The organism is Pedobacter sp. Hv1, assembly GCF_001412215.1.
In the GTDB taxonomy this organism is placed as follows: Bacteria; Bacteroidota; Bacteroidia; order Sphingobacteriales; family Sphingobacteriaceae; genus Pedobacter.
This window is the reverse complement of the sequence record NZ_LLWP01000003.1, coordinates 300783-315177: the sequence shown is the minus strand read 5'-3', so window position 1 is coordinate 315177 and position 14395 is coordinate 300783. Positions and strand designations below refer to the sequence as shown.

12 protein-coding genes are annotated in these 14395 nt (G+C 38.1%); 6 read left to right on the top strand and 6 right to left on the bottom strand.

Annotated features, from left to right (window positions below):
• Positions 1-576: type IX secretion system membrane protein PorP/SprF (locus AQF98_RS07790; protein ID WP_152969664.1), on the top strand; the 576-nt coding region annotated here is incomplete at its 5' end.
• 115 nt (positions 577-691) lie between these two features.
• Here the strand turns inward: AQF98_RS07790 and AQF98_RS07785 are convergent.
• The 6 genes from AQF98_RS07785 to AQF98_RS07760 all read right to left on the bottom strand — a co-directional run bounded on the left by AQF98_RS07785 (position 692) and on the right by AQF98_RS07760 (position 9863).
• Positions 692-1840 (bottom strand): M28 family metallopeptidase, encoded by a 1149-nt coding sequence (locus AQF98_RS07785; RefSeq protein WP_055131358.1) that lies wholly within the window; start codon positions 1838-1840, stop codon positions 692-694.
• 135 nt (positions 1841-1975) lie between these two features.
• Complete coding sequence (locus tag AQF98_RS07780; protein ID WP_055131357.1) at positions 1976-2896, bottom strand: DUF6607 family protein; 921 nt, start codon at positions 2894-2896, stop codon at positions 1976-1978.
• 106 nt (positions 2897-3002) lie between these two features.
• Positions 3003-4238: a PepSY domain-containing protein gene (locus AQF98_RS07775; protein WP_235524192.1), complete on the bottom strand. Its 1236-nt coding sequence runs from the start codon at positions 4236-4238 to the stop codon at positions 3003-3005.
• Between the two features lie 30 nt (positions 4239-4268).
• Entirely contained in the window at positions 4269-4979 is a 711-nt protein-coding gene (locus tag AQF98_RS07770; protein WP_055131356.1) for a DUF4198 domain-containing protein, read from the bottom strand.
• Between the two features lie 9 nt (positions 4980-4988).
• Complete coding sequence (locus AQF98_RS07765) at positions 4989-7406, bottom strand: TonB-dependent receptor (protein WP_055131355.1); 2418 nt, start codon at positions 7404-7406, stop codon at positions 4989-4991.
• A gap of 48 nt (positions 7407-7454) precedes the next feature.
• Positions 7455-9863, bottom strand: a complete 2409-nt coding sequence (locus AQF98_RS07760; protein WP_055131354.1) for a TonB-dependent receptor — start codon at positions 9861-9863, stop codon at positions 7455-7457.
• Positions 9864-10069: 206 nt separating this feature from the next.
• Between AQF98_RS07760 and AQF98_RS07755 the strand changes: the two genes are divergently transcribed.
• From AQF98_RS07755 to AQF98_RS07735, 5 genes are all read left to right on the top strand, one after another.
• On the top strand, positions 10070-11272 hold the full coding sequence (locus AQF98_RS07755; RefSeq protein WP_055131353.1) for an FAD-binding oxidoreductase: 1203 nt from the start codon (positions 10070-10072) through the stop codon (positions 11270-11272).
• A 354-nt stretch (positions 11273-11626) separates the two neighbouring features.
• Positions 11627-12319, top strand: coding sequence for an N-acetyltransferase (locus tag AQF98_RS07750; RefSeq protein ID WP_055131352.1), 693 nt, complete (start codon positions 11627-11629; stop codon positions 12317-12319).
• Positions 12320-13519, top strand: coding sequence for an argininosuccinate synthase (gene argG, locus AQF98_RS07745; protein WP_055131351.1), 1200 nt, complete (start codon positions 12320-12322; stop codon positions 13517-13519).
• Positions 13520-13615: 96 nt separating this feature from the next.
• Positions 13616-13936, top strand: coding sequence for a cupin domain-containing protein (locus AQF98_RS07740; RefSeq protein ID WP_235524191.1), 321 nt, complete (start codon positions 13616-13618; stop codon positions 13934-13936).
• Positions 13929-14393 (top strand): GNAT family N-acetyltransferase, encoded by a 465-nt coding sequence (locus AQF98_RS07735; RefSeq protein WP_235524190.1) that lies wholly within the window; start codon positions 13929-13931, stop codon positions 14391-14393. The genes AQF98_RS07740 and AQF98_RS07735 overlap by 8 nt, the downstream gene beginning before the upstream one ends.
• Positions 14394-14395 lie beyond the last annotated feature (2 nt).

The window sequence follows — 14395 nt, the reverse complement described above, 5'->3', positions numbered from 1 at the left end:
AGTTATGCCTACCACCTTCCCCTTGACAGTGGCAAGAACCACCTGAGCTTTGGCCTATCCCTTGGGATGATGAGCCAGCGTGTGGAGCAGAACGATATCAACGGTAACCCCAACGACATCAGCGTGGGGGAGTACAATGGGCAGCGTACCTACCTTGACGGGGACTTCGGGGCGGCCTTTGTATCGGGCGGACTGACCATACAGGCGGCCATCCCCAACCTGAAGAGCTTCTTCAAGAAGGATGTGGTGAAGCTGGCCGATGTGGTGACCTTCTTCAGTGCGGTGAGCTATAACTTTGCATTAAAGAACGGCATCGAGATCGAACCCAAGGTGGCCTACCGTGGGGTGAGGGGGTTTGACAACATGGTAGACTTTGGTACACAGGTCTCCCTCTCGGAGAAAAGGTTCCTTTTGATGGGCGTATACCACAGCAACCAGAGCGCAACCTTTGGGCTGGGACTGGACATCAAGAAAAGGTACCTGGTATCGGGAATGTACACCACACAGACTTCTGAACTGTCGGGATACACCAATGGTAGCTTCGAGCTCAACCTCAGGGTAAATCTCGCTAAATAGAAACAATACCACTACAATACTACAAAAGCAGCCTTTGGGGCTGCTTTTGTCATTCTAGAGAATTTAGCTCACTTCTTTTTGCTAACCTGATCAGTTAGTTTGGCTTGAAAGCAGATCAATTGATCAAGGCTTTATTGAAGCCCACAAAAAGCTTAAATAAATTTTCGTAAACGGTAAATGGTAAGGTTTCTGCTTTATCAAAAACATCATGGTAAGCAGCAATGCCACCTTGGGTATACAGGAAAAAAGCGGGAACTCCTTTTTCGGTAAAGAAATAATGATCGCTATTGGCGGCCTTACCTCTTGGGTTGATCTTAACCAATAATTTTCCGGCATCATTAACCTGATTTAATAGTGCAAACTCTTTCGGGTACTGAGTTGCATTAACTACAGTGGCTCCGGTTTCTCCAGTACCTACCATGTCTACATTGAACATAAACCTGATTTGCTGAAGTGGGATAAGTGGATTTTCGGTGAAATATTTAGAACCTAAAATCCCAGCTTCTTCACCTGCAAAACAGATAAAGGCGATGCTATATTTCTGAGGATTTGCAGCATAATATTTAGCTAAACTTAACAAGAAGGAAACACCGCTACCATTGTCGTTTGCTCCAGGAAAATAAGTGTCTTTGCCCATGCCTCCTAAATGGTCGTAATGTGCGGTAATTAAAATTACAGAATCTGGTTTGGTAGTTCCTTTTACTAGAGCACAAATATTGGCAGCCTTAAATTCGGGAATAAATTTGTTTTCGATATTGACAATTAGGTTTTTTGGTTTTTCGTTTAATGCTGTTTTTTTGATCAAAATTTCAGTAACATCATCTACATTTTGTGCTACAGACCAGGTTAACTTATCCATTAAATGAACTAAGATTCGATGCTCCTGATTTAAAAAGGTTATGCTATCTTTTTGGATGAGGTCTGCCTTTGTATGAATACCAGTACTGGATTGGGAAACTATAAAATCTTTCCCAGCAATCAATTTTTTGCCATTAATGTGAAGTTCCATTTGACCAGGGAAAGTGTTAACAGGAAAAGAGAAATCCTGCTTAAAACGCTTCCCATCCATTGGTTGTAGGCCAAAAGATTTGAATTCTGATTCTATAAAATCTGCAGCCTTTGCCATCCCATTTTTGGTATAACCACGGCCCCAGAAAGCTTCAGAAGCAAGTGTCTTTAACGTTTTTCGTGCATAAGCCAGATCTTGGGCAAAGCCCTTGAACGAAACAATGACTAAGCAAATTAGGATTAACAATTTTTTCATATCGAAGGGGCAAAACATTTTGAAGTGCAAGATAAAAAATGATCAACAAAACCACCTATCCATGAATAACAAAAGCCACCTGCTTAATAAGGCAGATGGCTTAATTTTAGATAGATGTAGAATATGATCTTCTGATTAACCCTTAGCTAAATAAGCTAAGATCACTTTTTTAATTCCTTCTTTATTTTTCTCTGAGCTCCAGTTTTCTTTTACCGATTGATCACCAAGGGCAAAAAAGCGCTCATATAATAATTTGTTGTCAACTTTAGGCGTAAGTTTAATGACACTGTTTTCAGCAAAAACTGCATCCCAAGTTTCTCTGGCATCTTTCCAGAATTTCTCCTGTTGTTTCCACCAGCTTTGTGCATAGCCAAAAGATTTTGGATCGGTTTTAATGAATTGCTCCATTCCTTTTTCCATTGCCAAAAGTTTATCACCACTTTCAGAACGTACAATCTTTTTATTGTCTTGCTCAAACATCCAACCATCTGCGGTAAGGTAAAGTGTATTTCCACGGTTTAACACATTGTAATCGCTACGCTCAGAATACTCACGACGAGGGAGTGGAGAATCTGATTTACTTTGCCATTGGTGTTTGCCATCAACATGCACCCAAGTGCCGATTGCTTGGTAACGAGGGCTATCGTCAACTTGATAAACTTTTTGGGTCCATTTTCCTTTTACCTCATCGCCAGATAAAGTCACTTTTTTCCAAGTGTCATTTTTATCATAAGTTAATATTTGAGGATCCTCATAAGTCCAATCTTCTCTCCAATGTTTAATGATCATGCTATCACCTCTCATTACCAATAGGTGTTGGATCACAATTTTCTTTGGAGAGTCTTCTAAGATCACAGCCCACTCTTTAGCAGAAGAACGGTGTCTTTCATGGAATTTGTAATCGTCATCAGGAGAAAAGGTTTCTGCGTAGTTAAAAGTCACCTTGTAAAAACCAGCCAATGCTTTGATGGCGTTACGATCTTGCTCAAACTTGTTTTGGGCAAAGGCAAAAAAACTTGATAAAAGTAAAATTGCGAGTAAATTTATTTTCTTCATATCCTTGAAATTGAATGTTATTTAGAATTGTTCCAAACAGTTGCAAATTAACAACCATTAATCCTGATAAACAAATTATTTTTAATTATTCTAAATAAAAACTGCATTAGGTTTTTGATTTTTTGCGACGACCCCACCAAATGATAAAACCTGTAATTGGGAGTGATGCTGCAATCAAACTGGCGAAAAAAGCCATTATCTTACCTGTTAAGCCCAAAATTGCACCGACATGAATATCGTAATTCATGGCAATTAGCCTTTCTCCAGCATTTTTTTCAATATGGTTTCGTTGATTTAACAGCTTGCCTGTGTATTGATCAAATTGTAAGTCGTCTGAGTCGTAATAGGTCTCCTCACTTCTATAACCATTTGCATAAATCACACCAGATGTGCCACTAGCCGGACTGATACCTACTTTATCAGGATTTCCCAATTTTTTTCTAGCAGTTTCAAAGGCAATATCGAAAGGATTTGTAAGGGAAGTTTGCGTAGAATCCGATTTAAATTCTTTGGTTTGTGGTGGGGTAATACTTTGCGAAGCGACAACATAAACCGTTGTCTGAAACCATTGAAAAGCCCAAACCATTCCGGTTAACGCTAAGATTAATGTGATGAATAAGGCGTAAAACCCCGGAACGTTATGCAAATCGTAATTTAAACGTTTGAATTTTGCACTCCATTTGATCTTAAAGCTTTTATCAAGGTTTGATTTTTTGAGATTCTTGGGCCACCAATGGATCATTCCGGTAATGAGCAGAATTACAAAAATAAAGGTAGACCAGCCTACAATTTGTTGCCCAATAGGATGGTTGATCAATAAGCTCCAATGAATAAACTTTACAACATTAAAGAACTCATATTTATAATCTATAATTAAGGTTACTTTACCTGTATAAGGATTGATGAGCACAACATCATAATAATCGAGCGAGTTGAAATAGAAAAATGCATTCGGATCTCCTGCTTTATAAGTGCCAAACTCCCAAGCCCGTTCTGGCGATTTATAGGTACTGATAAAATTGATTGTTTTTCCTTTGCCCAAAGCTTTTTCAGCATTTTGTTTGAGCTGGCTTAACGGTAAAGTCTGTTGGTTTTTTGGAGGAGTAATAAAGATTTCATCATGGTGGATGAGCTGATTGATTTCTACCTGAAACACAAAGATACAGCCAGTAGTAGCGATAATAAATACGATAATGCCCGAAAAAAGACCCAGCCATAAGTGTAACCAGTCGCTAATTTGTCTGAAACGCGATTTTTTGCTATTCTTTTTTACAGTTGCTTTCACTAAACCCATGATGAATTGGTCTTTAACAAAATAACCAATTGGCCTTTTTGGTGCCAATTGGTTAAAACTTAAATATTAAAATTATTATTAATTAACCGCAATAAAATAGGTGGTTACATGCCATACTTTATCGTAGTTTTTTTCACCAAGTTTGCCTGGAGTTTTGTCTTCAGCAAAGGCTTCTAAAAAATAATTTCCGCTTTGTGCTGGTTTAAAAACAAACTTCCCTTTGGTATCCGTTTTTGGTTCTTCCTTTTTGTTATCGGGCAGAACGATTGACAATTTTTGTGTTGCAAAAGGAGCTTTATTGTACACAATGGCATGTGTAATGGCTTCTCCAACTTTTAATACGGGTTGTTCTGGTCTAAAAGAGAACAATGCATTTGCCGGAAATGCTGCATTTACCTTTGGAGTATTGCCAACGGCAACATTTGCAAAAGCATAATACTCAATTTTGGCATTTTCATAAATGTCTTTTACTTCATGTACAATAGATAAGATATAACTCCCATCTTGGTCTGGTGTAAAAGTGGTTTTATAGCAAAGCAGATCTGGTGTAGCTTTTAATACTTTTGTACGGCCATCTGGAGCGGTAAGTACCAAGCTAAATTCTTTGAGGTTACTGAACCATTTCTTTGCAGAGTCGGGTTCACGGCCCTCATATTCTCCAAAAAAAACTTTTACTTCTTGGGGCTGGCCCTTTTTTCCTGTTGATGCCGTTTCGATCCATAAAGCATGGGCGAATGCACTTGAGATGCTCAAGGTAAGTAGCATCATTAATACTGAGATTTTTTTCATTAGTTAATTTTAAAATTTGTAAGCAATACTTAATCTGTAATTTCTTGGGGCTTCTGCTTGCCATGAATAAACCGCTTGGTTATAATCTGGAGCATTCCAGTAATTGGTATAGTAAGCGCCACTGTATAGGTATTTATCTAAAATGTTAAAGACATTTCCTGTAATTTTTAGGCTTTTGTTTTCCCAGAATAATCCACCATCTAGTTTAAAATAGTTAGGTAGGTTTTGCTCAGAATTAGAACCGCTATAGGTTCCCATCGCTCTACCTGCTAGGTGAGTAAAACCTCCAGAAATTCCGGTGCCTTTAAGTACACCATTTTGTACCGTATAGGTTAACCACGCATTTGAGGTATGTTTAGAGAAACCTGGTACAACCTGACCCACAAATACACCTTGTACACCATCGCTAACCTTGGTTACTTTACCATCAGTATAAGCGTAGTTGGCAATTAACCTTAGGCCAGCCGTAATTTCTCCTCTCAAGTCGAACTCAATCCCTTGTGCTCTTTTTTCTCCAATTACAATACTAAAAGTTTCACCTGCTTTATTAAATGGATCTGAGGTCAACTCGTTCTGCTTGCGAATGCGATAAGCAGCCAAGGTGGTATTCCATTTGCCATCAAACCAGTCTTTTTTAAAGCCAATTTCGTAGTTCGTACCTGTAATTGGCTCGATAGCGGCACCACTGCGTAAAAATCCACTCTGTGGGGTAAATGCTTGATCATACACAGCATACACAGCAGTATTCTTGTCAACAGAAACACTTAAACCAACACGAGGGGTAAAGTGTTTGGCTTTATCAGGTTGGCCTCCCCAAGCAGATTGACTTACATAGGTGTAACGACCTGCCAAGGTTAAACGTACTCGGTTCTCAAAGAACCCTAATTCATCTTGTGCGTAGGCGCTTAAGTATTTCTGATCCATTAAGCCACCTGCTTTAATTGCTCTTTGCAATAGAGGTGTTCCTCTGTCGAAATTTGGATAGCCATTTGATGGGAAACCATAATTAGGATTATTTAAATCAAAAGGAGAGGAGGGTAGGTCTAAATTATGTCCTTGGCCCCAATCTGCCATGTAGTTCTTTTTCCCTCCATCAAAACCAGCCAAAATGCGATGATGGATGCCACCCGTTGTAGCTTGTCCGTTAATGAAAAATTGGGCAAGTTTCATCGTGCTTTCAGCATCCCAAATGCCTATACGCCTAATCACTGTATTATTTGCAAAAACTGAAGAAGGCCAAGAGCTTGTTCCATTCTGTAGGTATTTAGAATAAGCAAACTGTGCCGTAGCTTTCCAAGTACTGCTAAAATTGTGTTGCAAATTGATAAATGCGCTATGATCGTTAATTCTGGTTGGCTCCACACCAGGTTGTGTCATGGTAAAATCTCTGGGCAATGTTGCATAACCTTTTGGCGAGAAGATATAATAAGAACCAACCTCGGTCATTTTTGCATTTTGCCAAGTATATTCGGCTGTAATTTTGGTGTTTTCAGTTAATTGATAACTCAAAACAGGGGCAAAACTGTAACGGTCATTTTTTTCGAAAGGTCTAAATGAGCCCTTGTTTTGTACGGCTGTGTTTAACCTAAATAACAATTTGCCGTCTTTAGTTAGTTTATGGTCGAAATCTACCGTTGCTCTGTACAAGTCATAGCTGCCAACAGTGAAAGCAACTTCACCTTTATTAAAACCAGTAGGTTTTTTGGTCACTACATTGTACATGCCACTCGGATCGCCATTGCCTAGCATAAAGCCCGCCGGACCTTTTACAAATTCAATATGGTCTACGAAACTCATGTCTTCAGTAAGTGGTCCCCAGAAAGAAGACACAAAGTTGAACCCATTGCGCATGGCCTGGATCTGAGAACCACGCATTTTAATATTGGTGTACATATCGCCCCAGTGCTCCGATCTTGCTGCCCCACTCACATTTCTAATCAAACCATCGCTCATGCTAATGATCTGTTGGTCTTTAAGGGTTTGGTTGGTTACCGTTTGGATATTTTGTGCGGCTTCTAATAAGGGTTCATTCAACCTTAGTGAAGCTGAAGGCAAGCTGATCTTATACCTGTTGGTAATGCCTGCTACAGTAATTACATCTAATGCTTGGCTATTTTCTGTCAATACAAAATTAACTTCCAGTGTTTGGCCAGTAGCGAGGATAATCTCCTTTTCCTGTGCATTAATGCCTACTGCGCTTGCTTTAAGGGTATAGTTACCAGGTTTTACTCTTTGTAGGTGGTATTCGCCTTTATCATTAGTGGTTGTTCCTTGGTTTTTATCTTTCAAGCCTATGCTTACGTAAGCTGCCGGTTGGCCATCTGCAGTTGTGATCTTTCCGCTAATGCTTGCATGTTGTTGTGCCGATGCGGCTATGTTGATGAGAAGAAGTACGATGATGGATAGGTAGATGTGATATCTTTTCATTTGGGTAGTTGAAATTGATTTTTTGAGATTTGAATTTTTGTAGTGTTTTTATAATTTATAGCTTAAGCTTGCTGTAAAATTTCTAGGCTTTTGAGGGTTTACAGACCAATATCCAGCGTAATAAGTTTCGTTGGTTAAATTGTTTACATTACAGGTAACCCTAATTTTGCGGGAGTTGTAGAAAACACTTGCATTTAAGAGCGCATAACTCGGTAAATTGAAAACACCAGTAACACTATTGTCGATTACCTTGTAAACCCCGGCATAATTGCCACCTAAGCCCAAGCCAAAATCTTTTAATTTGCCAGAGCTGAATTTATAGGTAGCCCAAAAATTGGCCAAGGTTTGCGGTCCTTGTCCACCTGGACTTCTACCAACTTCATTATAAAAGTCGTTAGGTGTAGCTTGGTTCCCTTCTATTACCTTGATTTTACCATGACTAAAACCTGCAATAAGATTTAGCTCTGGCAAAGGGATAGCATTAACTTCTAACTCTATACCTCTACTTTGTGTTTTACCACCTTGCATGGCACTGGTTGGAGAGAAATAAACCCTGTTCGCAACTTTTGTATCATAGGCCGAAATGGTAGCAAACAATTTATCAGAAAGTAGATTGGTTTTTACGCCAAACTCTATCTGGTTTGCCCTTTCGGGCTGAAATGATTTTACACCTAAACTTACACCTGCATTATCGAATACCTCGTAAGGAGCGATATTGTAAAATGCATTCATATAGTTGGCGAAAATGGATACCTTATCTAAAATGGGTTGATAAACCAAGCCAAATTTTGGAGAGAACGTTAATTGATTATAATCGTCTTTTGATACGTTGGCCTTGTTTTTGAAATAGTCCATCCTCAAGCTTAACATGGCGGTTAATGATGGGGTAATATTCAATACGTTTGATGCATAAGCACTGTAGGTACTATTGGTAATTTTAGTGTTCGAATGCTCAGTTGCTGCAAGTGCAGTTGTGATGGCCGATTGATTTAAACCATCAGGATTTGATGGGTTGAGACTGATGATCCCACCTTGTGGATTAACCAATCTGGTGGCTATCCAACCAGAGCTGTTGTTTTTAACGGTTCGGGTAAAATAATCGAGGCCAATTAATAAACGGTTTCTAAGTTTGCCAATTTTAAAGTCACCATTGAAATTTTGTTGAAGATCTATAGTACTGGTATTAAAATCTTGGTTGCTGAAATATTGATAGAAGTAATTTCTTTGCGTTGGCTTGTCTGGATCAACACCCCAGATGTAGCTGTAAAGACCATCAGACTTAATGTTGCTGGCAGAGAAAACAGTTTGCGAGCTCCATTTGCTATCAAATTTATATACTGCTTGAGCCTGCAGATTTTTTCTAGGATTTTTTATCGTCAAATCATTATTTGTAAACGATAATTTGTTGTTCAGGTTTAACTCAGCAATATTTTTGAAATCGAGTGGACTTACCCTATCCGAGTTGAAAAAAATAGGCGCAACTGCTCTTTTTTCTTCTAAAATCTCAACCAATAGATTAAAGGAAAGTTTATCATTCACCTCATAAGATAAACTTGGTGCAATAAACAACGATTTCTTAAAACCAGCATCTTGAAAGCTTTTTTCGGTATGTAAAGCTGTATTTAAACGGAAGGCAATTTTCTTGGTTTTGCTTAATGGAGTATTGAGATCAACAGCTAATCGATGTAAGCCAAAACTTCCAATATTGTAGCTCACCTCACCACCAAAGTTATAGTATGGTTTTTTAGTAATGGTATTGATAATCCCACCATAACCATAAAAGCTAGCGCCAAATAAAGTGCCAGATGGGCCTTTCATTACTTGAATTTCTTCAACATTGGCCGGATCTAAATTGCCACTTACCAAACCTGGTAAACCATTAACCAAACTAGGTTGTGCTTCAAAACCTCGCAAAGAGAAATAAGAGCCACCATCGCCTCCTCTACCTGTAGATTCCCAGGTTCTGGTAATTCCAGGTACATTTCTTAAAGCATCATCGTAATTGCTAATGGCCTGTTGTTTCATCGTTTCTGATGATACGCTGGTATAAACCTGAGGGTTTTCGAGATTTTTTAAAGGCATTTTAGCTACATTGTAGCTCTTTTTTGCAGTGCTTATGGTAATCTCTTTTAAGAACTCGCTATTTTCTGTAAGCTTAAAGTTTAACACCAAAGTTTCTCCAGCTGCAACATTGATATTCTGCTCTTGTGTATTGATGCCTACCGCACTTACCCTTAAAGTATAATTGCCAGGTTTAACTTTATTTAAGGTATAATCTCCGTTTTCGGAGGTGGTTGTGCCTAGGGTTTTATTTTTTAGGCCAATGCTTACATAAGCTGCAGGCTGACCATCTGCTGTGGTTATTTTTCCTTTAATGCTTCCACTTTGTTGTGCAGATGCGGCAACAGCAGAAAGCATCAAAAGGAGTATAAATTTGAAGTGTAGAGGTATTTTCATGTATTAATTCTTATTTAGACTAATTATAAACAGATGCAAATTAACGGCAGAAAAAATTAGCATGCAAATTATTTTGAATAATTCTAAATAAGCTCTTGTGGATTAATGTAATAACCTATTGAAGGCGTTTTTGAGGTTAAAAACAGAGATGGTCACTTCAAATCAAACATAATTCTGTGCGAACTGTTAACTGTAAAATTAATGCAATGAACATCAGGTCGAATGAACCCTATTGGTTGGTAAAAAATGGAATGATACATGCGTATCCGTCGTTAAGAGCAAATATCAATTGTGATGTCTTGATTGTTGGCGGTGGAATTACAGGTGCATTAATGGCGCATTCCTGTATAAAAAATGGCTTCGATACCATATTGATCGATAAGCGAGAAATTGCAAATGGAAGTACATCTGCTACAACTTCTATGTTGCAATACGAAATAGATGTGCCCTTGTACCAATTGATTAAAATGGTAGGGGAAGATGGAGCTGTTGCGAGTTATAGGGCTTGTAAAGATGCGATTGCTCAGATTGGAGAATTGGTTAACGAGATTAAATCTGCATGTGGCTTTGAGTTTAAAAAATCACTTTATTTTGCAAGTAAGGCGAAAGACTTAAAGTGGTTAACAACAGAGTTTGAAACCAGAAAGGCAAAAGGATTTGATGTACAATGGTTAAACAAAGCCCAGATCAAAACCACTTATGGATTGATTGCAGAAGGAGGGATTTTATCTGCAGATGGGGCAAGTATAGATGCTTTTCGTTTTACACACGACCTTCTCCATCACAATGCAAAAAAAGGACTTCAGGTTTTTGATAAAACGGAATTGGTGAACATCAAAAACAAAGCAGATCAGGTTATTGTTAGCACACAAACCGGAGCTTTAATTACTGCCAAAAAGATCATTTACTGTACAGGTTACGAAACACAACAAATGTTACCAGAGCAAGTGGTGAAACTTAAGAGTACTTATGCAATGGTAAGCGAACAGCGAGCACATTTGGATCAACATATGAGCGATACTTTGTTTTGGAACACAGATAGTCCTTATTTGTATTTGCGCACTACCGCAGATCAAAGAATATTGGTAGGCGGAGAAGACGAGAATTTTAAAAATGCCTTCAAACGAGATGCATTATTAAATAAAAAACAAGAGAAACTACAGCGGACCTTTCAAAAATTTTTACCCAACACCTTATTTATTGAAGATTTTAGTTGGTGCGGTACTTTTGGAGAAACCAAAGATGGGCTGCCCTATATCGGCATGCATACCAAATTTCCGAACAGTTATTTTTGTTTGGGCTTTGGCGGTAATGGCATTACCTTTTCTGCAATTGGGGCCGAGCTAATTGTTGGAATGATGAAAGGAGAAACCAACCTGTTGAGCCACTTTTTTAGATTTGGAAGATAATATGGGTTAGAAGCGATCTCTGAGATGAAGAAAACGCTAAAAAAATGTAAAAAAATTAGATTCTTATTGCACAACTCAATTTTTATTTAAACCTTTGCGCCTCAACTAATTTAATCCTGGTTGGCGAGCAAAAAAATGAGTAAACACATTATCCATAAACTTTCTATTTTAGAAGCAAAGAACATTGCTGCTAATAGTCTGTTTATTGACCGCTTGCGACCCGTATTTTATATCACCACAAACCGGCAAAATTACACGCCGCGTATTTAGTACTTCATACTAATGCCAATGAGGAATTGATCCTCTCTAAAAACCCAATTAACAAGAATACCTTAAATTTTCGTTAGATAATTAATGAATATAAACGATTTTATAGTGCAAGTTGCACTTCCTGAACATCGTGTCTTTGCAGAAGAAATTTGTGATGAAATGCTTGAATCTGCAAAAGCCCGAGGAACAGGTATCGCTAAGCGTTCTCCAGCCTATGTTGCAGGCAAAATGGAGGAGGGAAAGGCTGTAATTGCTTTTCACCAAGATGGTACATGGGCAGGTTTCTGTTATATAGAAACTTGGAGCCATGGTCAGTTTGTAGCCAACTCAGGTTTAATTGTAAGTCCCAAATACAGAAAAGCAGGATTAGCACATGCCATTAAAGAAGCGATTTTTAAACTCTCGAGAACTTTATACCCTAAGGCAAAAATATTTGGCTTAACTACAGGTTTGGCAGTAATGAAAATCAACTCTGATTTAGGTTATGAACCCGTTACTTATTCGGAATTAACGCAAGACGAAGATTTTTGGAAAGGTTGCCAAAGCTGTGTCAATTTTGAGATCTTAAAGATGAAAGAGCGCAAAAATTGCATGTGTACAGCAATGTTATACGATCCGGCCGAGAAAAAACACGAAGCTGCAAAAGTTTTTGCTGAAGAATTACAGAAAAAGCCCGGTTTGTACGAGCGTTTTATGCGCATTAAACAAAGATTGGTTTTAAAACCAAAATCTGGACTGAAATCCGTTTTATTATTGTTTACCCTTTTATTTAAATAGATGAAGAAGAAAGTTGTTTTAGCTTTTAGCGGAGGTTTAGATACCTCATTTTGTTGCATTCACTTAGCTGAAGACCGTGGATTGGAAGTTCACTCTGTAATTGTAAATACCGGCGGTTTTTCTGACGATGAATTACAAGAAATAGAAAAGCGTGCCTATGCTTTAGGTGTGGCCTCTCATGCGGTAGTAGACGAAACGGAAAACTATTATAATGGTTGTATCAAATATTTGGTATTTGGTAACGTATTAAAAAATGCAACCTACCCACTTTCGGTAAGTGCAGAGCGTGTAAGTCAAGCTACTGCAATTGCCAATTATGTGAAAAAAATTGGAGCAGATTATGTAGCACATGGCAGTACAGGTGCGGGCAATGATCAGGTGCGTTTTGATATGATTTTCAATATCCTTATTCCAGGAGTCGAAATCATTACACCTATCAGAGATTTAAAATTATCCCGCGAAGCGGAAATAGAATACTTGGCTAAACATGGAGTTGAATATAGTGCCGAAAAAGCAAGATATTCAATTAACAAAGGTCTTTGGGGAACATCTGTTGGCGGTAAGGAAACCTTAACTTCTAACGAAACATTGCCAGAAAGCGCATGGCCAACTCAGGTTTCGGAAACTGAGGCACGTAAAATTGAATTGACTTTTGAGCAAGGCGAATTGGTAGGTATTGACGGCGAGAAATTAGATCCTGTTAGTACCATCCAAAAATTACAAGCCATTGCACAGCCTTTTGGCATTGGAAGAGATATCCATGTAGGAGATACCATTATTGGGATTAAAGGGCGTGTGGGTTTTGAAGCTGCTGCACCAATTATCATCATTAAAGCACACCATACCCTAGAGAAACATACTTTAACCAAATGGCAATTGAGCTGGAAAGAACAATTGTCTTCTTTCTACGGAAACTGGTTGCACGAAGGCCAATTCCACGATCCAATTATGAGGAACATAGAAGCCTTTTTAACGGATACCCAAAAGGTAGTAAGTGGTAAGGTATTTGTAGAATTATTGCCTTATCGTTTCCATATCATTGGCATCGAATCTAACCACGATTTGATGAGCAACAAATTTGGTAGTTATGGCGAGATGAACAATGCTTGGAGTGGCGAAGATGTAAAAGGTTTCTCTAAAATATTTGGTAACCAGGTTATGATTTGGCATAAAGTAAACAACGAAGAAGCATCTTCTTAAGTTTGTTTTGTCGTCCTGCGCTTGTTGTGTCATACTGAGCCTGTTGAAGGTAAAAAAGATAAAAAAATGGTAGAAATCCTTTCAAAAGAAAATTGTTTGAACCATTATAAATGGGGTAATAATTGCGACGGGTGGAATTTGATCAGCAAACCAGAAGTAGCCATTAAACAAGAATTAATGCCTGCACAAACAGCTGAAAAATTACACCTTCATGTGTATGCGGAACAGTTTTTCTACATATTGAAAGGACAGGCCACATTTTTAATTGAAGGAGAAACGGTTATTGTTGATGCAAATAAAGGATTGCAAATTAAGGCAGGAAATAAACATCAGATTATGAATAACAGTATTGACGATTTAGAGTTTATTCTTTTCTCTTATCCATCTACTGAAAACGATAGAATCGATTATGAATAACATCAGCATTAAACAGATCAATTTGGCAGAAGCTAACCTCGTAGTGGGGTTATTTAATCAGTATCGAATATTCTATAAGCAGCTATCGGATATCGGAATGGCACAAGCATTTATCAATGAACGTTTACAAAATAACGAATCGATCATTTTTGTAGCAATGGACGATGATCAACCTGTAGCCTTTACACAGCTTTACCCTAAATACTCATCGGTAAGGTTGATCAAAAATTGGATATTGAATGATCTATTTGTTAATGCCGACTACCGTAAACAAGGTATTGGAGAAAAATTGATCAAAACCGCAATGGATTTTGCCAAAAAACAAGGTTCCACTTTTGTGCAATTAGAAACAGCAGTTGATAACTATACCGCACAAAGTTTATACGAAGCCATAGGATTTATAAAACAAGAAGAAGACAAAGAGTTCTTTTTGTATAAAATAGCAGTAAACTCATAAAG

Bases quoted from the DNA above. Each gene is read 5' to 3' on its own strand.
- AQF98_RS07785 (WP_055131358.1), bottom strand. From the start codon at position 1,840: ATGAAAAAATTGTTAATCCTAATTTGCTTAGTCATTGTTTCGTTCAAG.
- AQF98_RS07780 (WP_055131357.1), bottom strand. From the start codon at position 2,896: ATGAAGAAAATAAATTTACTCGCAATTTTACTTTTATCAAGTTTTTTT.
- AQF98_RS07770 (WP_055131356.1), bottom strand. From the start codon at position 4,979: ATGAAAAAAATCTCAGTATTAATGATGCTACTTACCTTGAGCATCTCA.
- AQF98_RS07765 (WP_055131355.1), bottom strand. From the start codon at position 7,406: ATGAAAAGATATCACATCTACCTATCCATCATCGTACTTCTTCTCATC.
- AQF98_RS07760 (WP_055131354.1), bottom strand. From the start codon at position 9,863: ATGAAAATACCTCTACACTTCAAATTTATACTCCTTTTGATGCTTTCT.
- AQF98_RS07755 (WP_055131353.1), top strand. From the start codon at position 10,070: ATGAACATCAGGTCGAATGAACCCTATTGGTTGGTAAAAAATGGAATG.
- AQF98_RS07750 (WP_055131352.1), top strand. From the start codon at position 11,627: ATGAATATAAACGATTTTATAGTGCAAGTTGCACTTCCTGAACATCGT.
- argG (WP_055131351.1), top strand. From the start codon at position 12,320: ATGAAGAAGAAAGTTGTTTTAGCTTTTAGCGGAGGTTTAGATACCTCA.
- AQF98_RS07735 (WP_235524190.1), top strand. From the start codon at position 13,929: ATGAATAACATCAGCATTAAACAGATCAATTTGGCAGAAGCTAACCTC.